This window comes from Halalkalicoccus sp. CGA53 (genome assembly GCF_036429475.1).
Lineage (GTDB): Archaea > Halobacteriota > Halobacteria > Halobacteriales > Halalkalicoccaceae > Natronorarus > Natronorarus salvus.
In genome coordinates this window covers 21975-43533 of the sequence record NZ_CP144125.1, presented here as the reverse complement: position 1 = coordinate 43533, position 21559 = coordinate 21975, and the positions used below count along the sequence as shown (strand labels likewise).

Below are 21559 nucleotides of genomic sequence, written 5' to 3'. Positions count from 1 at the left end.
CCGGCCTACGCCTCGTCGATCGGGATGGTCGTTCCGCCCTCGGTCGTCCGTTTCGGCAGACGGAGTTCGAGGACGCCACGCGAGAGCGTCGCGCTCGCCTCCGCGCCGGTCGCGTCGGGCGGCAGCGGGAGGTCGGCGTCGAGGAAGAGCGAGCGCTCCTCCTGGAGGTACCGGAACTCCTCGGGAACCGCCTTCTCACGGCGCGCCTCGATCCGGAGGTGGCCGCCCTCGGCGGTGATCGTCGTCGTCGACTCGCTCGCTCCCGGCAGGTCGATCACGAGGAGGTACTCGTCGTCGTGTTCGAGCAGGTCGGCGAAGACGGCTCCCGGCAGGTCGCTCAACGCGTCGCGCAACGCTGACATACCCGAAGTTGGGACGGGAGGGCGAAAAAGCCCGCGGTCGCCCCCTCGTAGGGCTTGTCGTAGTCGACCGTATCCATCGGACGGACACGTCCCCGGTGTCGTTCGATCCGCGATCGAAGAACGACGAGCCTCTCCGACGTTCCCCCTCGTACGGTCGGTTGTAACTGGTCACCGGTGATCGCCTGTTCGAGCCGGTGATCACCGGTAAGAGAGTACAACCGACCGTATCAGTTCGTCACCGGTTCGTAACCCTTCCGACAGACGAGCGTCCGTCGGCGCGACTCGATCAGTGTGATCTCGCCCTCCTCGGCCATCTCCGCGAGCAGCGCCTCGGCCTCGGAGCGGGGGACGCGGAGCGTCTCGAGGACGGTCGATCGCTCGGCGTAGCCGTCGTTCGCGATGAGCGCCCGCAGAACGAGCGCACGGTTCGACGGGGGCGTCTCGGGAGGGCTCGGCGCCTCCTCCGTCGATCGCTTGCTATCCGGGGAGTCGGGGGATTGGGGGGTGTCCGCGCCCTCGGGTGTCGTCTCCGTCTCGTCGCCTCGGCCGATGAACGCTCGGATGGCCCCCAGTATCATTGGCGGTATTACGAGACGGAGACGTAAGAACGTATCGGGATAAATATGTTTGATACTACCATGGGTGGTGCCCGTACCGTCCGCGCAGAAAACCGACCCCGTGGGCGTCCGTCGGATCGGTTCGACCCGCCGCTACCCGTCACTATCCCGGCGTTCTGTCAGGTCCGTCGCGATCGGGAACCCTCGACCGCTCAGCCTTTTAGTCGTTCGTCCACTACCTCCGGTCATGACCGACTCCGAGTTACGCCGCTCCGGGTTCAAGGAGAAGACCCGCGTCGACGCGGCCCGAGAGCGACTCCGCGAGCGCTGTTCGGCTCACGGCCGAACCACGACCCTCTCGATCGGCGAGGCCGACGGGCGAGTCCTCGCCGAGGCAGTCACCGCTCACAGGGACGTCCCGCACTACGCGCGGGCGGCGATGGACGGCTACGCGGTGCGCGCCGAGGACACCTTCGGCGCGAGCGACCGATCGCCCGAGGTGCTCTCTCGTGCCGAGAGGGGCGGACCCGGCGGCGCCGTCCGAGTCCACACCGGCAGCGAACTCCCCGAGGGCTGTGACAGCGTCGTGATGATCGAGCAGGTCGAGGAACTCGGTACCGAGATCGAGGTGTTCGACGCGGTCGCCGAGGGCGAGAACGTCGGTCCCGTCGGCGAGGACGTCGAATCCGGACAGGCGCTCTACGAGCCGGGCCATCGGATCCGCCCCTCAGACCTCGGCCTGTTGAAGTCGGTCGGGATACGGGAGGTCGAGGTCGGAGAGCGCCCGACCGTCGGCGTGGTCCCGACCGGCGAGGAGCTCGTCCAGGCCGACCCCGATTCGGGCGAGATAATCGAGACGAACGGGCTCACGGTCTCGGGGCTCGTCCGCCGGTGGGGCGGGCTCCCCACCTACCGCCGGGTCGTGACCGACGACCACGACGCGCTCCGGGCGGCGATCCAACGCGACCTCACGAAGGACGTGATCGTCACGACCGGGGGCTCCTCGGTGGGCGAGCGCGACCTGATCCCCGAGGTCGTGAGCGAGATCGGCGAGGTACTGGTCCACGGCGTCGCGCTCAAACCGGGCCACCCGGTCGCCCTGGGGATCGTCGAGGAGACGCCCGTGCTGATGCTTCCCGGGTATCCGGTGGCGTGCATCGTGAACGCGGTGCAGTTCCTCCGCCCCCTCCTCTCGTGGGTTTCGGGAGCCGAGCCGCCCGCGACGCCCACGGTCGCGGCGACGCTCACACGGAAGATCCGGAGCGAGCCCGGCACCCGGACGTTCGCGAGGGTTTCGCTGGAGGAGAGCGAGGACGGCGGTGCCGACCGGATCGCGACGCCGACGCGGGCGAGCGGCGCGGGCGTCCTCTCGAGCGTCGCGCTCGCCGACGGCTGGGTGGTCGTCCCCGAGGGCCGCGAGGGGTACGACGAGGGTGAGAGGATAGGGGTCGAACTCTGGGAGTGGTCGGCCTGATGGACCGAAAGGAGTTCCGCGACCTCGTCCCGCCAGCCGATGCCCACGGAGCGATCGCCGACCTCTCGATCGGCGGGGGGAGCGAGGTGGTTCCGCTCGCGGAGGCCAGAGGCAGGGTCCTCGCCGAACGGGTCGACGCGGACCTCGACGTGCCCGACTTCGATCGCGCCTCGATGGACGGCTACGCGGTACGCGCCCGCGACACGTTCGGGGCCGACGAGGCCGATCCGGCGATCCTCGAACTCGTGGGAACCGTCCACGCGGGGGCCGAACCGGACGTGACCGTCGAACCCGGCACGGCCGCGGAGATCTCGACGGGGGCCGTGATGCCCGAGGGTGCCGACGCGGTCGTGATGGTCGAGCGGACCGACCGCGTCGAGCGAAGCTCGACGGACAGCGCGAATGGAGGCGAGGGCGGGGTAGCGATCCGGACCGGCGTCGCGCCGGGCGACCACGTGATGCTCGCGGGAGCGGACGTCGCGGCCGGCGAGCGCGCGCTCGGGCCGGGTACCGAGATCACGCCCCGCGAGATCGGCCTGCTCTCGGCGCTCGGCGTCGACTCAGTGCCCGTTCGATCGGCCCCGACCGTGGGGATCGTCTCGACCGGCGACGAACTCGTCCGGCCCGGCGAGGAGCTAAACAGCGCCGCGGGTCAGATCTACGACGTTAACAGCTACACGATCGCGAGCGCGGTCTCCGAGGCCGGCGGCGATCCCGTCCTCTACCCGCACGCCGGAGACGACTACGACGAGATGGAGCGCCTGCTCAGGAAAGCGGCGGAGGAGTGCGACCTCGTCCTCTCGTCGGGGTCGACCTCCGCGAGCGCGGTGGACGTGATCTACCGGGTGATCGAGGAACAGGGAGATCTCCTGCTCCACGGCGTGTCGATCAAACCCGGGAAACCGATGCTCGTCGGCCGACTGGACGGCTCGGCGTACGTCGGCCTTCCGGGGTATCCGGTCTCGGCGCTGATGATCTTCCAGCACTTCGTCGCGCCCGCGATCCGCGAGGCCGCCGACCTCCCAACGCCCGAGTCGGAGACGGTCGACGCACGGATGGCGACCGAGGAGCGATACGGCGAGGGTCGAACGAGACTCATGCCGACGGGGCTCGTCGAGGACGGCGAGGGACGGATCCTCGCCTATCCCGTCGACAAGGGCAGCGGCGCGACCACGAGCCTCGTCGAGGCGGACGGTATCGTCGAGGTCGGTGCTGACACCGCCTATCTCTCGGCGGGCGAGGCCGTCTCCGTCCAGCTGTTCTCGCCGGAGATCCGCCCCCCCACCGCCTTCGGCGTCGGCGAGGACGACCCACTGCTCTCTCGAGTACTCGACGACCTGGAGCGGCCTCGTTACCTCTCAGTGGGCAGTCGTGAGGGTCTCCGACGACTCGGCAGGGGCGTCCCCGACTTCGCGGTCGTCTCCGCCCCGACCGAGCGCGACGTCGAGTCGGTCGTTCTCGGCACCTGGCACCGCGAGTGGGGGCTCGTCGTCGGGGAGGGGAACCCGGAGGGGATCGAGGGGCTCTCGGATCTGGTCGATCGCGATGTGCGGTTCGTCAACCGACCGACCGACTCCGGGCTCCGGACCACGCTCTCGAACGCGCTCGCGGACCTCGCCGAGGGACGCGGCGAGCGCCGTCACGAACTCGTGGAGGCCATCGACGGCTTCGAGCTCGCCGCTCGCGCCCACGAGAGCCCCGCGCGGAAAGTCGCTGCGGGGCAGGCCGACGCGGGTCTCGGTCTCCGGTCGACAGCCGAGCGGCTGGGACTCGACTTCGTCTCCATCGAAACCGAACGGGTTCGGGTGCTCGCGAACCCCGATCGAGTGGGGAAGCCGGGCGTCGAGGAGCTTCGAGCGGTGCTGGAGGGACTGGAATCGTTCGCCGAAGACCTCTCGGGGATTCGCGCCGGCGACGACTGATCGGCGGCGAGTGCCTGCGGAGAGGTGTGGTCCGGGAAGCGATCTCCTCGCTTTGGGCCCGATCCCGGGGGGAGTGCACTCGTCGACCGGACGGTCCGTCGACCGACCTCAGACCAGCTCGTCGAAGCTCTCGACCTGGTAGTCGGCCTCGACGGTCCGCCCCCTGCGATCCGTCCCGAGCCGCTCGACGTGGATCGCGTCCAAGCCGGCGTTCCAGGCGGCACCCACGTCGTTCGCGCCGTCGCCGGCGAGCACGCCCGGAGCACCGTTCACCACGCCCAGTTGCCCCTTCGCGCGCTCGACCGGGCGGGGGTCGGGCTTCCAGCCGAGCTCGTCCGAACAGCAGACGAGGGTGTCGAACCAGTCGGTGATGTCGAGGTGCTCCAGCACCGGACCAGCGAGCTCGGGGTGGCTGTGCGTGACGATCCCGGTCGGACACTGGAGGTCGGCGAGGAAGGCGGCGTCCTCGTAGAGCGTCGTCGCCTCCACCCGCTCGTCCACCCGTTCGACCGCGTCGAAGGCGTCCCAGAACTCCATTCGGTCGAGGCCCTGACGCGCGATCTCGGCGTCGCGGTCGCCGCCGATGCCGTACCAGAGCGTCTCCGCCTCGCTATCGTCGAACTCCCGGCCCAGCCGGTCGCCGACGCGGTCGAACGTCTCGCGGATGTAGGGCCACTCGACGTCGACGAGCGTCCCGTCCAGGTCGAGCAGCCAGTAGTCGTACTCCGATCGAACCATCGAGCGGTCTATCTACACGGTAGGACGGATATGACGTTTGCGACTCTCACCGGACCTCGAGCGAGGAGCCGAAGTACTTGTGCAGCACCTCGGTCGCGGACGTCGCCCGGAAAGGTTCCAGATCTCTCTCGATCTCGGCCTCGAGCGTCGCGAGCTCCTCGCCCGTGACCTCGAACCGGTGGAACTCGACTCGCTCTACCCGAACGCCGAGCACCTCCTCGGCGAACTCGCGCATGTGTCGCTCGTCTCCGATCTCGCCCCGCCACAGTCGGTCCCTGAAGAAGAGCCACCCCTCCGTTCCCGGCGGGTCGGCCTCGCGGACGAGCGTCGTCTCGAACTCGCTCGGCTCCGCTCTCATCCCGTCGGGATCGAGCCGGAACCGGACGTGAAAGACGTACGACGCCACCGGGTCGGTTCAGACCTCCTCGTTCAGGATCTCCGCCATCTCGATGTCGCGTTCGGTGATCCCGCCCTCGTCGTGGGTGGTGAAGCGGACCTCGACCTCCTCGTAGCGGACGGTCATCTCCGGGTGGTGGAACTCCGCCTCGGCGATCTCGCCGACGTCGCGGGCGAACGCCACCCCGTCGAGGTAGTCGTCGAATTCGAAGGCGCGGACGATCTCGTCGCGCTCTCGCGACCATCCCTCGGGGAGTCGGCGTTCGATCTCCTCGTCGTCGAGTAGCTCTGCCATACGCCCTCTCTCTCCCCGAACGTGAATAAAAGGCGGTGGCGATCCGCTGATGGGTTGCCGGTAGTCGTGGGTTCAGCCTGCGCGGTCGCACGGGAGGTCCGTGGAGTCACCGCGCGAGGAACGCCTGTTCGAGGGACCGGGCGGGCGGATGCTCCTCGCGCTCTCGCTCGGCAACGCGACCATCGCCCTCGGGACGCTCGTGCTCTCGCCGCTCCTACCCACGATCATCGACTCGCTCGCGGCGGGTCTCGCCGTCGCCGCCATCGCCATGCTGAGCTGGCGGGCCGCCTTCTTACCTGTACTCCTCTTCGCCGTCGGCGTCGCGCTGCTCGTCCACCGCTTCAGTGTCGAACCCTACCGCGTCTCCCGGGTCGGCCTCGACGTCCGTGGGACCGGGCGGCGGCTGCTCGGCGACGGCCACGTCCGCCTCGTGCTGCTCGCCTACTCGCTCTACCTCTTCACCTGGCAGGGGGCGGTGAGCTTCCTCCCGACGCTCTTGCAGCTCGAACGCGGCTTCTCGCCCGTGCTCGCCGGCGGCGGCTTCGCCGTCCTCTTCGTGATCGGGATCGTCGTGAAACCGCTCTCCGGCGGTGTCGGCGACCGCCTCGGCCGGACCCGTGTCGCGTTCGGGGCGCTCGTCACCGGGGCGGTCGGCCTCGCGATCCTGATCCTCGCCCCGAGCGCGTCGCTGGTCGTCGTCGGGATCGTCGTCTTCGCGGTCGGGATGATGGCGTTCTCGCCGCCGATGCTCGCCTACGTCATGTCGATCTTTCCGACCGCGAGCGCGGGTGGCGACTTCGGCGCCGTCAGGACGATCTACCTCGGGATCGGGGCCTCGGGCCGACGTACGTCGGGCTGGTCGCGAGCTACACCGCGGCCTTCGCTGGCCTGGTCTGTGCGCTCGTCGCCAGCGCGCTCCTCCTCTGGAGACTAGCTCGAGCGGATCAGTCGTCGTCGTAGAGCCGTGCGGCGGCGCGGTCCGGACGGTCGTCGGTCGTCCCCTGTAGGTGCTCCCGGTTCTCACCCGATCCGAGCGGCGGAGCCTCCTCGAACTCGGGGTCGAACAGCTCGAGCGCGGTGTGGATCGTCGTCCAGTCGTCCTCGGCGGCGGCCTCGCGCAGACTCGAGGTGGGCGCGGCGAGCAGCTGGTTCACCAGCGCGCTCGCGAGCGCGCAGACCGCCTCGCGCTGTTTCTCGGTCAGCTCACCGTGTGCCTCGAGCGCGGCGATCGCGGTGGAGAGCTCGCGTCGTTTCATCCGTTCGGCGTTCTCGTACATCGCGCCGATCGCCTCGTCCGCCCGCTTCGCCTTGAACCCGCGGAGCAGCCGGTCGAGTTCGGCCTCGACCATCGCCTCGACCTCCTCGGCGGCGGCCGCCCGCTCCGCGCGGGTCGACTCGGTGATCGCTTGCAACGAGTCGAGGTCGTAGACGGTGACGTCCTCTCGCTCGCCGACGCTCGGATCGACGTCCCTGGGCTGAGCGAGGTCGACGACGACCAGTGGGCCGTTCCCGATCGTCTCACCGTCGAGGATCGGCTCGGGGCCGCCGGTCGCGGTGACGACCGCGTCGGCCTCCTCTGTCGCACGCGAGAGCGCGTCGAGGCCGATCCCCTCGGCCGCCACGTCGACCTCGCTCGCGACGTGTTCGGCGTGCGAGATCGTCCGGTTCGCGACGAGCAGCCGGTCGACGCCTCGGGCGGCGAATGCGCGGGCGGCGAGCCTGCCCATCTCGCCCGCGCCGACGACAAGCGCGGTCGTCTCCGAGAGCGTCCCTTCCCGGGAGACCAGCGAGACCGCGGCGCTCCCGAGCGAGACGATCCCCTCGTTGATCGCCGTCTCCGACCGGGCGCGCTCGCCCACGTGGATCGCCTTCAACAGCGCGTCCTCGAGGACGACGCCGACCCCGTCGACCTCGCGGGCCGCCTCGTAGGCCCCTCTCAGCTGGCCGAGCACCTGGTCCTCCCCGAGGACGATCGATTCGAGCCCGCAGGCCACCCTGAGGAGGTGTTCGAGGCTCTCCTCGTGTCCGCTCCGGACCGTCGCGGTCGCCTCGACGTCCCCCACGTACGCGGAGAGCGCCTCGCGGCCCGCGTTTACGGTGTCTGCGACGACGTACGCCTCCGCACGGTTGCACGTCTGGAGAACGACCGCCTCGGTGACCCCCTCGCGTTCGAGGAGCGTCTCGACGGCCTCGCCCTCGCTCCCCGTACAGACCGCCTCGATCTCGTCGACGCCAGCGCTCTCGTGGGTGACGCGGACGCCGTTCAGCACGCCGGCGTTCACCCGTCGTCACCCTCCGTCTCGAGCGCGGATTCGATCACGTCATCGGCCACGTCCGGCCGCTTTGACTCCCCCGTACGTAAAGCCTTCCAAACGGCCGACGACTCCACGACCGCACCGACCGCTGCCCGTCGTCGCTCCGGCGGGTGGCCCGTCTCGCGGAGCTCGGTCCGGAGTTCGGAGAGCAGCTCCGCCATCGCGCCGGCACCCTCTAGCTCGGTCTCCAGCCGCTCTCGAAGGTGTTTCGACAGCGCGGGGGCGGTCCCTCCCGTGGCGATCGCCACGACGACCGGGTCCTCGCGCACCGTCGCCGGGACGACGACACCCCCGGACTCTCGCTCGCCCGATCGGTCCGCCCGGTTGACGAGCGTCCCACGCTCTCTGGCGGCCGCCGTGGCGGCCTCGTTGATCCTTTCGCTATCCGTCGCACAGACGACGAGCGCCGGCTCCAGCCGGTCGATCCACTCGTATACTCCCTCGGCGTCCGGCGCATCACGGACGAGTTCCGCGTCACCGAAGTCGGCCTCGCAGAACGCCGGGCTCACGACGACCGTCCGGGCCTCGCGCGAGAACCGTCTCGCCTTCCGCGCGCCGACCGGTCCGCCGCCCAGGACGAGGACGGTCGCCCCCGAGAGATCGTGGAGGAGCGGGATCATCGGGCGGTGTTGGCCCGTGCTCGCTCGTCCATCCGTATCCCCGTCTTCTTCAGGATCCGCGTCGAGAACAGCGTATCCCACCCGCCGAGGTCGACCTCGGGTGCGGGAACGCCCGACGACGGCTCCTCGTCCACGTCGAAGAACTCGGCCATCCGGTCGCGCACCTCTCGGATCCGCCGGTCGCTCTCGGCCTCGCTCCGTCCGTGGGTCATCGCGAAGACGTTGTACGGCCAGACCCCCTCGTGACGCGGCCGCTCGTAGCAGTGGGTGACGAACGGCAGCGCGGCGACCGCGGGGCCGACCTCCCCGACGATCTCGTCGGGAACGTTCCAGACCGTCATCCCGTTCTCGGTGTAGCCGAGCGCGTAGTGGTTCGGGATCACGCCGATCCGCCTGATCTTCCCCTCGGCGACGAACCGTTTCAGCGTCCGGAGCACCCACTCGGTCTCGGCTCCGATCTCGTCCGCCACGTCCGCGTACGGCGTCTCGGTCACCGGGAAGCCGTCCTGAACCGCGAGAATCAGATCCCGTTCCGCCGGCGTGAGCGTCGTCCGGTCGGTCGGCTCGACCGCTGGCCCGAGCTCCGAGAGGTCTACCGCCCCATCCGAGATCGGTCCGTCGACGTAGAACTTCGCCTCGACGCGGAACTCCCTCTCTTTCGGCAGGTCGTACGTCGGCTGGCCTGTCTCGGCCTCGATCTCTCCCAGTACCTCCGCGACCCGATCGGGATCGGCGACGCTCACGACGAACCACATGTTCAGGTGGGGGTGCTCGCGTTCGTAGTTGTGTGCGACCTCCCGGTGGGCGTTGACCGTCTCCTCGACCTCCTCGAACCGCTCGGGCGGGGCGTGCATCGCGACGAGCGTCGCTGCGCCGCCGATCCGCTCGGCGTTGACCAGCGGGCCGAACCGCGAGAGCGTTCCGTCCCCGCAGAGGTCGCGGACCCGTTCGACGAGTTCGCGCTCACCCACCTCGACGCCGCGCTCGAAGAGCGCCTCGGCGGCGGGCTCGAACGGCCGTTCGGTGACGGGAAAACCCCCCTGGAACGCGTTCACGACGGCCCTGTCGAGTGTGTTGAGCTTCGCGGCCTCCGCCCGTGTCATACCCGAACGTCGGGGTTCGGGTGGAATAAGCGTCGCGTTCCCGGACGGATGGACGGACGGCCGTTCCCTACCGCTCCCACCTGAGCGCGAGGAGCTGGATCGGCAGCGACGAGCCGCCGGGCGCGACGACGTCGCTCACGATCCCCTCGAACGAGGTGGTGTCGATCGGCCAGGCGGCGATCCGGTAGCCGACGACGGCGATCGGTGCCTCCAGGTAGAGCCGTTCGGAGAGCGCGCGCACCCCCTCGATTCGCGCCTCGTCGTCGCGCTCGCGCCGGAGGTCGTCGAGTTCGTCGTCCGCGCTCGCCTCGTCCAGCCCGTAGCCGGTGAGGTTGAACCACGGGCCGTCGCCGTCGCCCTCCTCGACCGTGTTCCCGCTGTGGAGGAGCGTCGAGAGCGTCCTGACGCCGTGGGGAGAACAGCCCCGCCAGGCGAGCGGACAGACGTCGAAGTCCCCATCCTCGAACGCGCGTTCGCCGATCTCGGCGGTCCCCGTGACCTCCACCTCGACCGGGACGCCGAACTCGCGGAGACGCTCCGCGAAGCGGTGGGTGACCTCCGCCAGCGGCGAGGCGCTCTCGACCGGCGGGGCGAGGACCGAGACCGGGCGGCCGAGGCGCTCGGTCACGAGCTCCTCCTCGATAGTGAGCTCGCGAGCGACACCCGCCTCGATCAGCGAGTCGGTGAGCGTCTCGACGAAGGCGTACTCGTGGCGCGCTTCGTCCTGCGTGGTCTCGACGCCGGTCGCGCTCTCGGCCACCTCGCGTCCCGCGTACTCGCCCGCCTCGCCCGTGACCGTCCCGCCGGATTCGAGGAACTCGCGGACGGGCGTCAGCGCGTCGCGCTCCCAGAGCGCCGCCATCGCGGGGTGCTCGTTCGGTTCCTCGCCCGCGGCCGCCTCCGGCCGCAGGTGGGGGTACGCCGGCGGGAGGAGGGTGCTGCCGGGATCGGCGAACCCCCGGTACCGCGAAACCCAGCGCTCGCGGTCGAGCAGCATCGAGAGCGCCTGTCTGAAGCTCTGGTCGTCGAACGGCTCGACCCGTGTGTTGAACGCGAGCGCCTCGAAGCCGTCGTCGGGTCCGGTCGCGACCGCCGTCGACCCCCCTTCCCCGGAGAGGGCAACCGGACCGAGGTCGAACGCGCCGGCGTCGACCGCCCCCTGCTCGACCGCCGCGACGACCTCGCTCGCCGTGTCGTGGACGCGAAAGCGCACCTCGTCGAGGAATGGGCCGCCGCGCATCTCGTACGTCTCGGCCCACCCGGCGTCGAGCGGCGGCCACTCCTCTCTGAACGTCAGGTCGATCCCGACTTCCGGCTCGAACGCGTCGACGTCGGCCGGGCCGAGCGTGATCGGCTCGTCGGGAACGTCCCCGATCGGGTCCTCCAGGTCGGCGTGGACGTGTTCGGGGAGTATCGGGACCGAGAACGGATCCGCGAGCACCCCGACCGGCTCGTCGAAGACGAGTTCGAGGTCCCAGTCGTCGCTTCCCTCCACCCCGAGCACGCGGTCCGCGACCGACCGGTACCGTGCGGGCCGGTGCTCCGCGAGCGTCCCGTAGGTGAACCCCACGTCACCCGGAGTGAGCGGCTCGTCGTCGCTCCAGGTCAGCTCCGCGAGGTCGACGCCGACGCGCTCGCCCTCGCCCAGTCGCTCCCAGTCGGCGAACGACCACGGGACCGTTTGGAACCCGCTCGGCTCGACGAGGACGCCCGGGGCGTAACAGAGGTCGACGAGGACGCCCGTCGGCACCGACTCCACCGCGAGCGGGGCGAGCGCCTCGAACGCGCCCACCGAGCCGAGGGTGATCCGACCGCCGCGCCGCGAGGGCTCGTCGGCCGCGTCCGCCCCGCCGGTCACCTCCCGCCAGACGCAGCCGCCGAGGCCGAGGCCGACCGAGAGACCGCCGACGCCACGAAGCAGCGCCCGCCGTCCCGGTCCCGGGCCTACCATAGTTGGGTCACAGTCTCCCGGTGCATAAGTACCTGCCCGACCGTCACGGGACGGTCGTGATCTCGAAGCCGATCCCCTCGACGCCCTCGACGACCCGCTCCTGATCGGCGCTCGCCTCGTAGTAGAAGACCAGGTCGAACGTGCCGTCACGGAGGAGCTGCTGGCACTCCCAGACGAACTCCTCGCCGTCGAGGGTGCGCCCCTGGTGCTGGTTCGAGGAGAACTCCGGGTCGTCGACGCCCGAGTAGACGTAGGTGTCCCCAGGCTCGATCCCGGCGGCCGCCGCGATCACCTCGCCGACCTCGATCGTCGCGTCGTGCATCTCCAGGTCCGATCCGAGATCGAACTCGGTGTGTACGATCGCGCCGACGAGGTCGATCTCGCCTGGTTCGAGCAGGCGCAGGGTCCGTCGATAGAGGTCGTTCTCCAGTGGGTCGTCCATGTTCACCCCTCAGCTCCGACGGCTAAACCGCTCACGGTCGCCGAACGCGCTCCGGGTCCGGGATCGAGACCGGTTCGGGATGTGATAGTTTCTCAGTGTACTCCCGTGACAGAAGGCTCATATCCCTCGCGGCTGTCGGGGTGGACGAATGCGTACCTGGATTCGGTCGCGGCTCTCCTCGCTCTACGAGCGGACGCTCGAGCGCGAGATCGGCGACGGCCCGACGCACGTCGCGGTCATCCAGGACGGCAACCGCCGGTACGCCAGGCGCAGGGGTGACGCGCCCCCCGACGGCCACCGGGCGGGGGCGAAGACGACCGAGAACGTCCTCAACTGGTGTGAGGAGCTCGGCATCGAGGAGCTCACGCTCTACGCCTTCTCGACCGAGAACTTCGAGCGCCCGCCGGAGGAGCGCGAGGCGCTCTACGACCTCCTCTGCGAGAAGCTCTCGGAGTTCGCCGACGCCGACCGGGTCCACGACCGCGGGGTCCGAATCCGGGCGATCGGCGAACTCGAACTGCTCCCGGCGCGCGTCAGGCGCGTCGCCCGCTACGCCGAGGAGCGGACGAGCGAGTACGACCGGTTCACGCTCAACGTCGCGCTCGCCTACGGCGGCCGCGCCGAACTGCTCGGGGCGGCCCGCGACGCGGCCCGCGCGGTCGAGGCGGGCGCCCTCTCCGCGGAGGATATCACCGTCGAGGAGCTCGACTCGCGGCTCTACGACGCCCGTGTGAGGGACGTCGACCTGATCATCCGGACCGGCGGCGACGAGCGTACCTCGAACTTCCTGCCGTGGCACGCCAACGGAAACGAGGCCGCCGTCTTCTTCTGTGCGCCGTACTGGCCGGAGTTCTCCCGCGTGGACTTCCTGCGCGCGGTCCGAACCTACGAGCACCGGGAGGCCTCCTGGCGCCGGAGCCGTCGCGACCGCGCGCTCACGCTCGTCGGCGCGCTCTCGGACGTCGACCTCCCGCGGGCTCGGACCGTGATCGACCGGGCGGGCGAGTCGATCCCCACGGACGACCCGACGGGCGCTGAGCCCGAGGCGCTCTCGCCCGGCGAGAGCGCGGACTGATGGGAAGTATCGTAGAGTTATAGATCTCTCAATTCGGGACCGAGGGGCGGGATCGGTCGATCGGCCGCCGTGACTTCCGGTTGGCTACGATACTCCCTCTGATAATCACGGCGCGAACACCGGAGAAACGCTTAATACTCGGTCGTAACTGTATGCAGGCCAAGAACGATGGACGGACGAAACGTCGTCCACGCCGAGCTCTCGGCCGACACCGTCTACGCCATCCTGAAGCCGCGACGGCGACGTCTCGTCCTCTCGTACTTCATGACGACCTCGGCGGAGACGGCCACAACGACCGAGCTCGCCGAGTGGATCGCCGAACACGAGCGCTCGCCCGACCCCGCGCTCCCCGCGCCCTCGCTCCGGACGATCGAGGTGACGCTCACGCACACGCACTTCCCGGTGCTCGACGAGAACGGCCTCATCGACTTCAGTTTCGCGAACGACCGCGTCGAGTACCACGCCTGCCCCGACATCGAGGCCCACCTCGAACTGCACTGCTAGATCGCTCTCTCACTCCGCTCGCTGCCACCTGCTGACGGCCAGTAGCGCGTAACAGACGAGCACCGCGAGCAACAGCGCGTCGGTCACCTCGGACTCGGGAACGAGGTAGAGCACCCTCGTCGCCCCGAAGACCAGCACCCCGATCAGCAGGAGCACTCCGACCGCGACGTCGGCGACGGACTCGCGGTCCCGGACCCTGATCGCGACCAGCACGAGGAGTCCGATACAGAACGCGGCCCAGAGGAGGGGCACGAGGACCATGCACCCGGCTGGTCGCCGTGGGGGTAATAGGTTGCCCTCCGCCGGACCCGTAGGCGAGGATCCCACAACTCGTCTATCACGGTCAGAATCGCCTGAAGGCTCTCCGCTCCACAACGAGGTTCGGCCTATCGGCCAAACCGCCGTCACTTCGCGTTCGCTCGTGACGAGCTTCGGACGCTTCGCCCTGCTCACCGTCCGAAACGCCTGAAGGCTCGCTCCGCTCGCCTTCCGTGCTTCGGCCTATCGGCCGAAACGTCGCTGACGGTTCTTGTAGTCGAGCACCGCCCGGAGGTAATCGCGCTTTCTGAAGTCGCGCCAGTTCACGTCCGTGAAGTAGAGTTCGGCGTAGACCGACTGCCAGATCATGAAATCCGAGAGCCGTTCGGCACCGGTCTTCACCACGAGGTCCGGTTCGTCGGGGAAGACGAGCTGGGCCTCGATCTCCTCGGCGTCGATCTCCTCGGGCGAGCGCTCGCCGGCTTCGACCTCGCCGGCGAGCGCGCGCACCGCCCGGGCGAACTCGCGTTTCCCTCCCAGGCCGATGCTGATCTGGATCGGGGCGTCGGCCGTCTCGGTGTCCTCCGGTCCCCTGACAGCGACCCGTTCGGGGGCCTCGATCCCCTCGAGCTCGCCGACGAGCGTCGGGGCCGCCGCCGGATCGAGCACGCTGACGTAGACGGTGACGCGCTCGGCGTCGAAGGCGAACGCCCAGTCGAGCGCCGCCTCCAGCCGGTCGTACGCCCCGCGTTCGAGGAGGTCGCGCTCGGTGAGCACGAGCGCGACGTGGCTCGGCGGATCGCTCTCGTGGCGCCGGATCCGGACGGCGAGGTAGCGGTCGTAGAGGCCCACAACGGCTCTGTTCCCCCGGCCGTAGTAAGGCTGCCGACCGACGGGAGCCTTCGGAAAGGGTAAGTGTGCGTCAACGAAACCCCGATAGCGTGACCGGTTCGGTGAGTCGTGCGTGTGCGTTCGCCCTCGTGGGGAGTCTCTCGCTTCTCGCGCCCGTCGTTTTCCGGCTCCCGCTCGACTCGCTGTTCCTGACGATGGCGACGGTCGCCCCGTTCGCGACCGTGGCGCTGCTCGCCGCGTTCGCTATCCGGGACGGCCCGCTCTTCGAGCTGTTCGCGCGGCCCGGCGACCGGCGAGAGCAGCGCCTCTACGGGCTCGCCGGCTTCGCGCTCGCGACGACCGCGCTCGCGCTGCTCATCGCGTTCGGCCTCCCGGTGGAGCTGTTCACCGCCTCGGTCTGTCTCCTCGTCTTCGGCAACCTCGGCGCGGCGGTGGTCCGTAGGAGATACCGGAGCCCGCTCGCCTCGACGACCGGCTTCGTCCTCGGCGGGTCGCTCGCGGGCGTCGGCTCGCAGGTGACCGCGGAGACCGTCGCGTACGGCACGACGGGCCCTGTCGGCCCGCTCGTCCTCTTCGCGGCGGCGGGGGGGCTGATCGCGGCACTCGTCCGCGAGGCGCTCTACAAGCAGGACGAACCGCTGATCCTGCTGACCGTCGGGCTCTCGCTCTGGCTGCTCGCCGAACTCGACCTCGTCCTCTCGGTCCCCGAGGTCGTTCTCGCGCTCGCGGTCACCGTCGGCTTCGGGACGGCAGCCTACGCGCTCGGTACCGCCTCGATCACGGGGATGCTCACCGGGATCGTCCTCGGGCTCCTCACGGTCGTGCTGGGTGGCTACGCCTGGTTCGTCGTGTTGATCGCGTTCTACGGCGTCGGCGGGCTCTCGACGAAGTTCCGCTACGAGGAGAAGCTCGCCCGCGGTGTCGCAGAGGAGAACGACGGCGCCCGAGGGGGCGGTAACGTGCTGAGCAACTCCGCGGCAGCGCTCGCGGCGGTCGTCGGCTTCGCCGCCTCGCCCGCGCTGATCGACCTCCCGCAGACGCTGTTCCTGTTCGCGTTCGCCGGCGCGCTCTCGACGGCGCTCGCGGACACGCTCTCGAGCGAGATCGGCGGGGTCTACGACACGCCCCGCCTGATCACGACCGGCCGTCGGGTCCCTCCCGGTACCGACGGCGCGGTCACCTGGCAGGGCGAACTCGCGGGGCTCGCGGGGGCGTCGCTCGTCTCGCTCGTCTCCCTCGCGCTGTTCGATCCGATCGGACTCGTCGGCGCGCTCGTCGTCTGTCTCGGCGGCGTCGCCGGGATGACCGCCGACAGCCTCCTCGGGGCGACGCTCGAGGGAGCGTATCTCGGGAACCAGGGCGTGAACTTCCTCGCGACGGTCTCCGGCGCGCTCTTCGCCACGGCGCTCTGGCTCCTCCTCTAGGCGGGGACCTCGAGTTCGTCGGCGGTGCGGAGCCTGACGCTCGTCGGCCGCTTGGTGAACTCGCCGAGATCGCGCGCGAGCACCTGTTCGACGCCGCGCTGGGCCGCCACGTCGAGGATCCGCTGGGTGAGGGTGCCGTCGAGCACCACGGCGTAGGGTCGCGTCTCCGCGTCCCGAACGGTCTCGAAGGCCTCCTCCACGGGTTCGTCGGCGATCGATTCGAACGAGTCGGTGAGCAGCCTGACGCTTCCCGTACCTTCCCCGATCACCGCCTCGACGTGTCCTCGGAGGGTCTCGGGGTCGGACTCCGCGGTCTCGTCGACGTCGGGGCCCGGTGACCCCTCGATCTCGGGATCGCCTCCCTGGGCATCGGCCGTCGTTCCGTCCCCGCTCGTCTCGACCGTGTCGGGCGGGGCGGACTCGTCGTCCGACTCCACACCACCCTCTCGGTCGTTCGTCTCCGGTCCGGAGGGGCCGGCGGCCGGCTGCGTTCGGGCCGCCGCGGCCGCGAGCGGTTCCTCTGCCTCGACGACCGCCTCGTAGGGCACTTTCTTCCGCAGCGCGTCCATCACCTCGTCACGGCTCAGGTCCTCGACCGACCCGCCGGGCGGGGCGAACGCGACCGCGTCGATATCCGCGACCTGGGCGAGCTCCTTCATGATCAGCTCGCCGCCGCGATCCCCGTCGAGAAAGGCCGTCGCTGTCCGATCCCTCGTCAGCGCCGCGACCGCCTCCGGGACGTCGGTCCCCTCGACGGCCACCGCGTTCTTGATTCCGTAGCGGAGCAGCGTGAGCACGTCCGAGCGGCCCTCGACGAGGATGACCGAGCCGCCGTCGGCGACGTTCGGCCCCGCCGGGTAGCCCTCGTACTCCGAGATCTCCCCGACGCGGACGCTCTCTCTGACCCGGGTGAGCATCTCCTCCGAACTCATCACCGTGTCGTCGAAGGTATCCGAGAGGATCGTGGTGGCTCGCTCGACGACCTCCCTCCGCGTCGCCGCACGGACGTCCTCGATCCGGGTGACCTCGATCGTCGAGCGACACGGACCGACCCGTTCGATCGTCTCCAGCGCCGCCGCTAACACGGCGGTCTCGACCTTGTCCATGCTCGAGGCGATCGTCATCTCGCCGCGCGAGACGCCGCGCTCGCTCGAGATCCGGACGTCGATCCGGCCCACCTTCGAGGACTGCTGGAGGTCGTGGAGGTCGAGGTCGTCGCCGAGGAGGCCCTCGGTCTGCCCGAACACCGCCCCGACCACGTCGCTCCGTTCGACCACTCCGCTGGCCGTTATATCCGCGTGAATGAGGTACTTCGCTGTATCGTGAATCGTCATGGTGGCGGGGCCGAGACGGCCCCTCGATTCATGACGTTAGCGTCCGACGGCAAAAACAACTCCCATCTCTCGTAGGGACCGTCGTAGCCACCCGGATCTCGTCGGCTCGGACGTAAGCGGTGTCGGTCGTTCCGCGATCGGGAGAGTGAAAGCTTCGACGACGATCCCTATCAGTCGGCGGGCTTGGCCCGGCGCTCGGTCGCGGGCGACCCGAGGACGGACGCCGGGCCGAGGAGGGTCGCCACGGCCCGGAGCGTCCGCCGGGCGAGAACGGGGGCGGCGGCGACACCGAAGAGCGCGGCGAACAGCGCGACGGGGCCGCCGAGGACGCCGAGCGGCAGGAGTTCCACGAGGACGAGCGCCGCTACCGGCATCGCGACCAGCAGCGCTCCGGCGAGCGCGAGGTAGGCCGCCACGAGCACTCGCGTCCCGACGCTGGCGGGCGGACGGGTGGTGGTCGATCGGTCGAACGTCGAGTGCGGATCGGTCGGGGGCATCTCGGTCACGGCTAGCGAGAGGGCTCCCGGCCGGATATACCTTAGCTGAATGATATTTCTGTCCGCCGGGTTACTGAACTCGATTTCTGTCGACGAGGGAGCGTGATCGCTCCACCCCGGTCACGGAGAAGCACGCCCCCCCGTCGGGAGAGTCCGCGACAGCGACCGACCAGCCGTGTGCCTCGGCGACCTCCTCGACGATCGCGAGGCCGAGGCCGATACCTCCCTGGCCGTCCGAGACGCCGGGATCGAAGATCCGCTCTCGCTCCGACGGTGGGACACCGGGCCCGTCGTCGGCGATCGAGAAGCCGTCGTCGAGCCTGGAGACCTCGACGCGCTCGCCGCCGTGGTCGACCGCGTTCCGCAGGAGGTTCTCGACGAGCTGTCGGAGCCGGGACTCGTCGGCGACGATCGTCGGCAGCTCGTCGCGTTCGAGCGTCGCCTCCCCCCGATCCCCGAGCGCTCGCCAGGCGTCGTCGACGACCGACCCGAGCGCGACCGGCTCGGTCTCGCCGACCGTCCGGCCCTCCTTCGCGAGCGCGAGGACGTGGTCGACGAGCGTCTCCATCCGCGAGAGCGCCCGGTCGATCTCCTCGAAGTGTTCCTCGGTCCCGTCACCGCCGGCCTCGCGTGCGAGCTCGAGGTGGCCCTGGGCGACGGTCAGCGGGTTCCGCAGGTCGTGACTGACCGCGCTGGCGAACGCCGCCAGCCGGTCACGCTCGCGACGGAGCGCCCGCTCGCGCTCGTAGCGCTCGCTCACGTCCCGTGCGAGCCCACAGATCCCCGTCACCTCCTCGCCGTCGCGCACCACGACGACCGTGAACTCGTAGGGCGTCTCGGTTCCGTCGGGACCGACGAACGGCACCTCGACGCGGGCTCTGCCCTCCTCGACGGCCCGGAACAGCGTCTCTGCGACCTCGTTCTCGGAGCCCTCGGGGACGAACGCGGAGGCGTGCGCCCCGCGCAACTCCTCGGGCTCGTAGCCGACGACCTCGGGGGTCCCCTCGCTCCAGTCCCGGATGAAGCCGTTCGGGTCGAGTATGTAGTAGAAGTCGATCACCCCCTCCAGGCCACCCTCGACGAACGCCGTCTGCTCGCGTAGCTCCCGCTCGGTACGCTTTCGCGCCGTGATGTCGCGTCCGACCCCACAGACAGAGCGGCCCTCCCCGAGGTCGGTGTCGATCGGCGAGCCGGTGAACTCGTAGGGGATCCGTTCGCCGTCTGCGGTCTCGATCACCGACTCGACCACGACGGTCTCCCCTACCTCTACGACGGACCCGATCGCAGACGTAATCGCCGCTCGCTCTTCCGGCGGGAAGAACTCGATCGGGTGCATCTCCCGGATCTCGTCGTCCGTGTAGCCGGTGACCTCGCTCAGCCGGTCGTTCCACCGGAGGAACCGGCCCGTCTCGTCGAAGACGTAGAAGACGTCGGTCAGCCCCGCCAGCGCGGCGTCGACGAACTCGCGCTCGCGTTCGAGCTCCGCGAGCGCCCGCCGCCCCGACACCGCGTTCTCGATCCGCTTTCGGAGCATCGCGTACTGCTCCAGACCGCCGCCCTTCTGGACGTAGTCGGTCACGCCCGCCGAGATCGCCTCGCTCGCGATCTCCTCACTTCCCTTCCCCGTGAAGAGGATGAAGGGGAGGTCCGGATCGCGCTCGCGCACCGCAGCGAGCAGCGAGAGGCCGTCCATCCCCGGCATGTCGTAGTCGCTCACCACGCAGTCGAACGACTCCGCCTCGATCCGCGAGAGCGCGCGCTCGACGTCCGTCTCGCTCACGACGTCGATCCCCTCTGCCTCGTGCTCGAGCGCGCTCGCGGTCAGTTCGGCGAACGCGGCGTCGTCCTCGACGTGGAGGACGCTGAGGGGGAGAGTCATTGTGGGTAATCGGATACGAATCGTCCTAAACCTTACCATTCTAGTATGGTAATTGAACGGTGTGGGGAGAGAGGGTCGTCGGACGTGTATCGCGGGCCGCTGGCGGTCGGGGGTCCCGGACTCCCGATCTACGACCTTTATACCCAGCTGCCCGCTGTAGCACGTATGGCGACGCACATCGTGCCGGTCGGCTTCGACTACGACCGGCTGATCGCGCCCCTGATCCGCGATCGACTCGCCGTCGACCGGGTGATCCTCCTCGAAGGCGCCGTCGGGAGCGAGGCGAACGTCGAGTACTCCCGGCACCTCTCGCGCAAACTGGAGAAGGACTTCCGGAACCTGCTGGGTGCCGAGACCGAGCGCGTGGTAGTCGAGGACGTCTACGACTACGACGCGGCGTTCGAGCAGGCCTACGGCCTCATCGACGCGGAGCTCGACGCCGGCACCGACGTCTGGGTGAACGTGAGCGCGATGCCCCGGCCCGTGAGCTTCGCCGTCGCGACCGCCGCGCACTCGCTCTCCGTCGAGCGTCAGGAGGACAGGGACAGGATCCACACCTACTACACGGCTCCCGAAAAGTACCTGGAGACCGAACTCGCGGAGGAGCTCCGGCGGGAAGCGGCCCTGCTCTCGGAGATCGGGGCGGGCGACATCGATCCCGACCGGATCGACGAGCGCCTCGACTCGATCCGGGAACTGCTCTCGGAGTTCGACGAGCGCGGGACGACGATCGGTGCGATGGAGATCGACGGTCGACACATCGTGGAGTTCCCCGTCGCGTCGTTCTCGAACGTGAAACCGTTCGAGGAGCTGATCCTGTTCAAACTCGGCGAGGACGGCGAGTTCGAGTCGGTGAGCGAGCTGGCGAGCGCGCTCGCGACCGACCTCTCGGAGGAGTACACCGACAGCTTCCGCTCGAAGGTGATCTACAACGTGGATCGGCTCGGTCCCGGCGGGAAGGGCTACGTCGAACAGGAGGCCCACGGGAAGTCCCACCGGACGCGGCTCTCGCGGATCGGCGAGCTCTGGGTCCGGGCGCACGCGGGAGACGACGAGCAGAGCGAGTAGGGAGACGAGGCGAGCGGCTACGCAACACCCTGTCCACACGCCAACCGACCTTCGCTGACCGGTTACCAGAGAGAGTCCGTCCCGGGGTGGAGACGGTCGGACGCTCAGTCGCGTACGACGACGTACAGTCCGATCACGAGGAGGCCCCCCACGACGGCACCGAGCGTCTGGTTCGGGACGAACAGCGTTCCGAGGAGCATCGCGAGGAACACCGATCCTCCCCACACCGCCGGTTTCTTCACGTTCCGTTCCCTCGCGTCCCTGGCGACGACCGCGCCGGCGAGCGCGTACACGACGATGGCGAGCAGGGAGAGGACGAGCACGTCGACGGTCTGTAGCGGGGTCATGGGGGCTCCGGTGTCGGTTCGTCCCCGTCACCGCACCGGGTAATACGTTTTCGGGTGGGCGCTCCTCGGAGCCTCCGTCCAATTCCCGCTGGTCGGCGTCCTGTACGGGACGTTCGACACGAGCTTCTTCGTCGTTCCCGAGGCGC

The 21559-nt window shown here is 69.5% G+C and carries 23 protein-coding genes; 7 read left to right on the top strand and 16 right to left on the bottom strand.

Annotated features, from left to right (window positions below; all coding sequences use genetic code 11):
- Positions 1-5: 5 nt before the first annotated feature.
- A complete protein-coding gene (locus V2L32_RS01405) occupies positions 6-362 on the bottom strand; it encodes an Hsp20/alpha crystallin family protein (protein WP_331234651.1) in 357 nt (118 codons plus the stop codon).
- Positions 363-589: 227 nt separating this feature from the next.
- On the bottom strand, positions 590-940 hold the full coding sequence (locus tag V2L32_RS01400) for a hypothetical protein (protein ID WP_331234650.1): 351 nt from the start codon (positions 938-940) through the stop codon (positions 590-592).
- A gap of 226 nt (positions 941-1166) precedes the next feature.
- Here V2L32_RS01400 and V2L32_RS01395 point away from each other — a divergent pair, with 226 nt between their 5' ends.
- Both V2L32_RS01395 and V2L32_RS01390 read left to right on the top strand, forming a co-directional pair.
- A complete protein-coding gene (locus V2L32_RS01395; RefSeq protein ID WP_331234649.1) occupies positions 1167-2393 on the top strand; it encodes a molybdopterin molybdotransferase MoeA in 1227 nt (408 codons plus the stop codon).
- Positions 2393-4315: a molybdopterin biosynthesis protein gene (locus V2L32_RS01390; protein WP_409348392.1), complete on the top strand. Its 1923-nt coding sequence runs from the start codon at positions 2393-2395 to the stop codon at positions 4313-4315. The genes V2L32_RS01395 and V2L32_RS01390 overlap by 1 nt, the downstream gene beginning before the upstream one ends.
- Before the next feature lie 108 nt (positions 4316-4423).
- Here the strand turns inward: V2L32_RS01390 and V2L32_RS01385 are convergent, their stop codons facing one another.
- From V2L32_RS01385 to V2L32_RS01375, 3 genes are read right to left on the bottom strand one after another with little or no spacing between them, the layout of a single operon-like run.
- Positions 4424-5053 (bottom strand): HAD family hydrolase, encoded by a 630-nt coding sequence (locus V2L32_RS01385; protein ID WP_331234648.1) that lies wholly within the window; start codon positions 5051-5053, stop codon positions 4424-4426.
- Positions 5054-5099: 46 nt separating this feature from the next.
- Positions 5100-5459 carry an LWR-salt protein gene (lwrS, locus tag V2L32_RS01380; protein WP_331234646.1) on the bottom strand — a complete coding sequence of 120 codons (360 nt, stop codon included), beginning with the start codon at positions 5457-5459 and terminating at the stop codon, positions 5100-5102.
- A 9-nt stretch (positions 5460-5468) separates the two neighbouring features.
- Positions 5469-5744, bottom strand: a complete 276-nt coding sequence (locus V2L32_RS01375; RefSeq protein WP_331234644.1) for a 4a-hydroxytetrahydrobiopterin dehydratase — start codon at positions 5742-5744, stop codon at positions 5469-5471.
- 100 nt (positions 5745-5844) lie between these two features.
- Here V2L32_RS01375 and V2L32_RS01370 point away from each other — a divergent pair, with 100 nt between their 5' ends.
- Complete coding sequence (locus tag V2L32_RS01370; protein ID WP_331234643.1) at positions 5845-6678, top strand: MFS transporter; 834 nt, start codon at positions 5845-5847, stop codon at positions 6676-6678.
- Positions 6679-6688: 10 nt separating this feature from the next.
- Here the strand turns inward: V2L32_RS01370 and hemA are convergent, their stop codons facing one another.
- From hemA to V2L32_RS01345, 5 genes are all read right to left on the bottom strand, one after another.
- A complete protein-coding gene (gene hemA / locus V2L32_RS01365) occupies positions 6689-8026 on the bottom strand; it encodes a glutamyl-tRNA reductase (protein WP_331234642.1) in 1338 nt (445 codons plus the stop codon).
- Entirely contained in the window at positions 8023-8679 is a 657-nt protein-coding gene (locus tag V2L32_RS01360; protein WP_331234641.1) for a precorrin-2 dehydrogenase/sirohydrochlorin ferrochelatase family protein, read from the bottom strand. Before V2L32_RS01360 ends, hemA begins: the two co-directional genes overlap by 4 nt.
- Entirely contained in the window at positions 8676-9782 is a 1107-nt protein-coding gene (gene ahbB, locus V2L32_RS01355) for a siroheme decarboxylase subunit beta (protein WP_331234640.1), read from the bottom strand. The genes V2L32_RS01360 and ahbB overlap by 4 nt, the downstream gene beginning before the upstream one ends.
- A 67-nt stretch (positions 9783-9849) precedes the next feature.
- Positions 9850-11733 (bottom strand): ABC transporter substrate-binding protein, encoded by a 1884-nt coding sequence (locus V2L32_RS01350; RefSeq protein ID WP_331234639.1) that lies wholly within the window; start codon positions 11731-11733, stop codon positions 9850-9852.
- Positions 11734-11776: 43 nt separating this feature from the next.
- The gene (locus V2L32_RS01345) at positions 11777-12175 is read right to left on the bottom strand and encodes a DUF5778 family protein (RefSeq protein WP_331234637.1); all 399 of its coding nucleotides are present in this window, start codon (positions 12173-12175) and stop codon (positions 11777-11779) included.
- Between the two features lie 148 nt (positions 12176-12323).
- On the opposite strand from V2L32_RS01345, the gene uppS reads away from it, so the two are divergent.
- Together uppS and V2L32_RS01335 are read left to right on the top strand one after the other, a co-directional pair.
- On the top strand, positions 12324-13250 hold the full coding sequence (gene uppS, locus V2L32_RS01340; protein WP_331234636.1) for a polyprenyl diphosphate synthase: 927 nt from the start codon (positions 12324-12326) through the stop codon (positions 13248-13250).
- Between the two features lie 168 nt (positions 13251-13418).
- Positions 13419-13754 (top strand): DUF7344 domain-containing protein, encoded by a 336-nt coding sequence (locus V2L32_RS01335; RefSeq protein ID WP_331234635.1) that lies wholly within the window; start codon positions 13419-13421, stop codon positions 13752-13754.
- 9 nt (positions 13755-13763) lie between these two features.
- On the opposite strand, the gene V2L32_RS01330 is transcribed toward V2L32_RS01335, so the two are convergent.
- On the bottom strand, positions 13764-14015 hold the full coding sequence (locus V2L32_RS01330; RefSeq protein WP_331234634.1) for a hypothetical protein: 252 nt from the start codon (positions 14013-14015) through the stop codon (positions 13764-13766).
- Between the two features lie 240 nt (positions 14016-14255).
- Positions 14256-14864 carry an undecaprenyl diphosphate synthase family protein gene (locus V2L32_RS01325; RefSeq protein ID WP_331234633.1) on the bottom strand — a complete coding sequence of 203 codons (609 nt, stop codon included), beginning with the start codon at positions 14862-14864 and terminating at the stop codon, positions 14256-14258.
- A gap of 89 nt (positions 14865-14953) precedes the next feature.
- Between V2L32_RS01325 and V2L32_RS01320 the strand changes: the two genes are divergently transcribed.
- Positions 14954-16288, top strand: coding sequence for a DUF92 domain-containing protein (locus V2L32_RS01320; protein WP_331234632.1), 1335 nt, complete (start codon positions 14954-14956; stop codon positions 16286-16288).
- Here the strand turns inward: V2L32_RS01320 and dnaG are convergent.
- From dnaG to V2L32_RS01305, 3 genes are all read right to left on the bottom strand, one after another.
- The gene (dnaG, locus tag V2L32_RS01315; RefSeq protein WP_331236648.1) at positions 16285-17616 is read right to left on the bottom strand and encodes a DNA primase DnaG; all 1332 of its coding nucleotides are present in this window, start codon (positions 17614-17616) and stop codon (positions 16285-16287) included. The genes V2L32_RS01320 and dnaG overlap by 4 nt on opposite strands.
- Positions 17617-17792: 176 nt before the next feature.
- Entirely contained in the window at positions 17793-18128 is a 336-nt protein-coding gene (locus V2L32_RS01310; protein WP_331234631.1) for a hypothetical protein, read from the bottom strand.
- 61 nt (positions 18129-18189) lie between these two features.
- Complete coding sequence (locus V2L32_RS01305) at positions 18190-19998, bottom strand: hybrid sensor histidine kinase/response regulator (protein ID WP_331234630.1); 1809 nt, start codon at positions 19996-19998, stop codon at positions 18190-18192.
- A 165-nt stretch (positions 19999-20163) separates the two neighbouring features.
- Here V2L32_RS01305 and V2L32_RS01300 point away from each other — a divergent pair, with 165 nt between their 5' ends.
- Positions 20164-21066: an HFX_2341 family transcriptional regulator gene (locus V2L32_RS01300; RefSeq protein ID WP_331234629.1), complete on the top strand. Its 903-nt coding sequence runs from the start codon at positions 20164-20166 to the stop codon at positions 21064-21066.
- 104 nt (positions 21067-21170) lie between these two features.
- Here the strand turns inward: V2L32_RS01300 and V2L32_RS01295 are convergent, their stop codons facing one another.
- Entirely contained in the window at positions 21171-21413 is a 243-nt protein-coding gene (locus V2L32_RS01295; RefSeq protein ID WP_331234628.1) for a hypothetical protein, read from the bottom strand.
- Positions 21414-21559 lie beyond the last annotated feature (146 nt).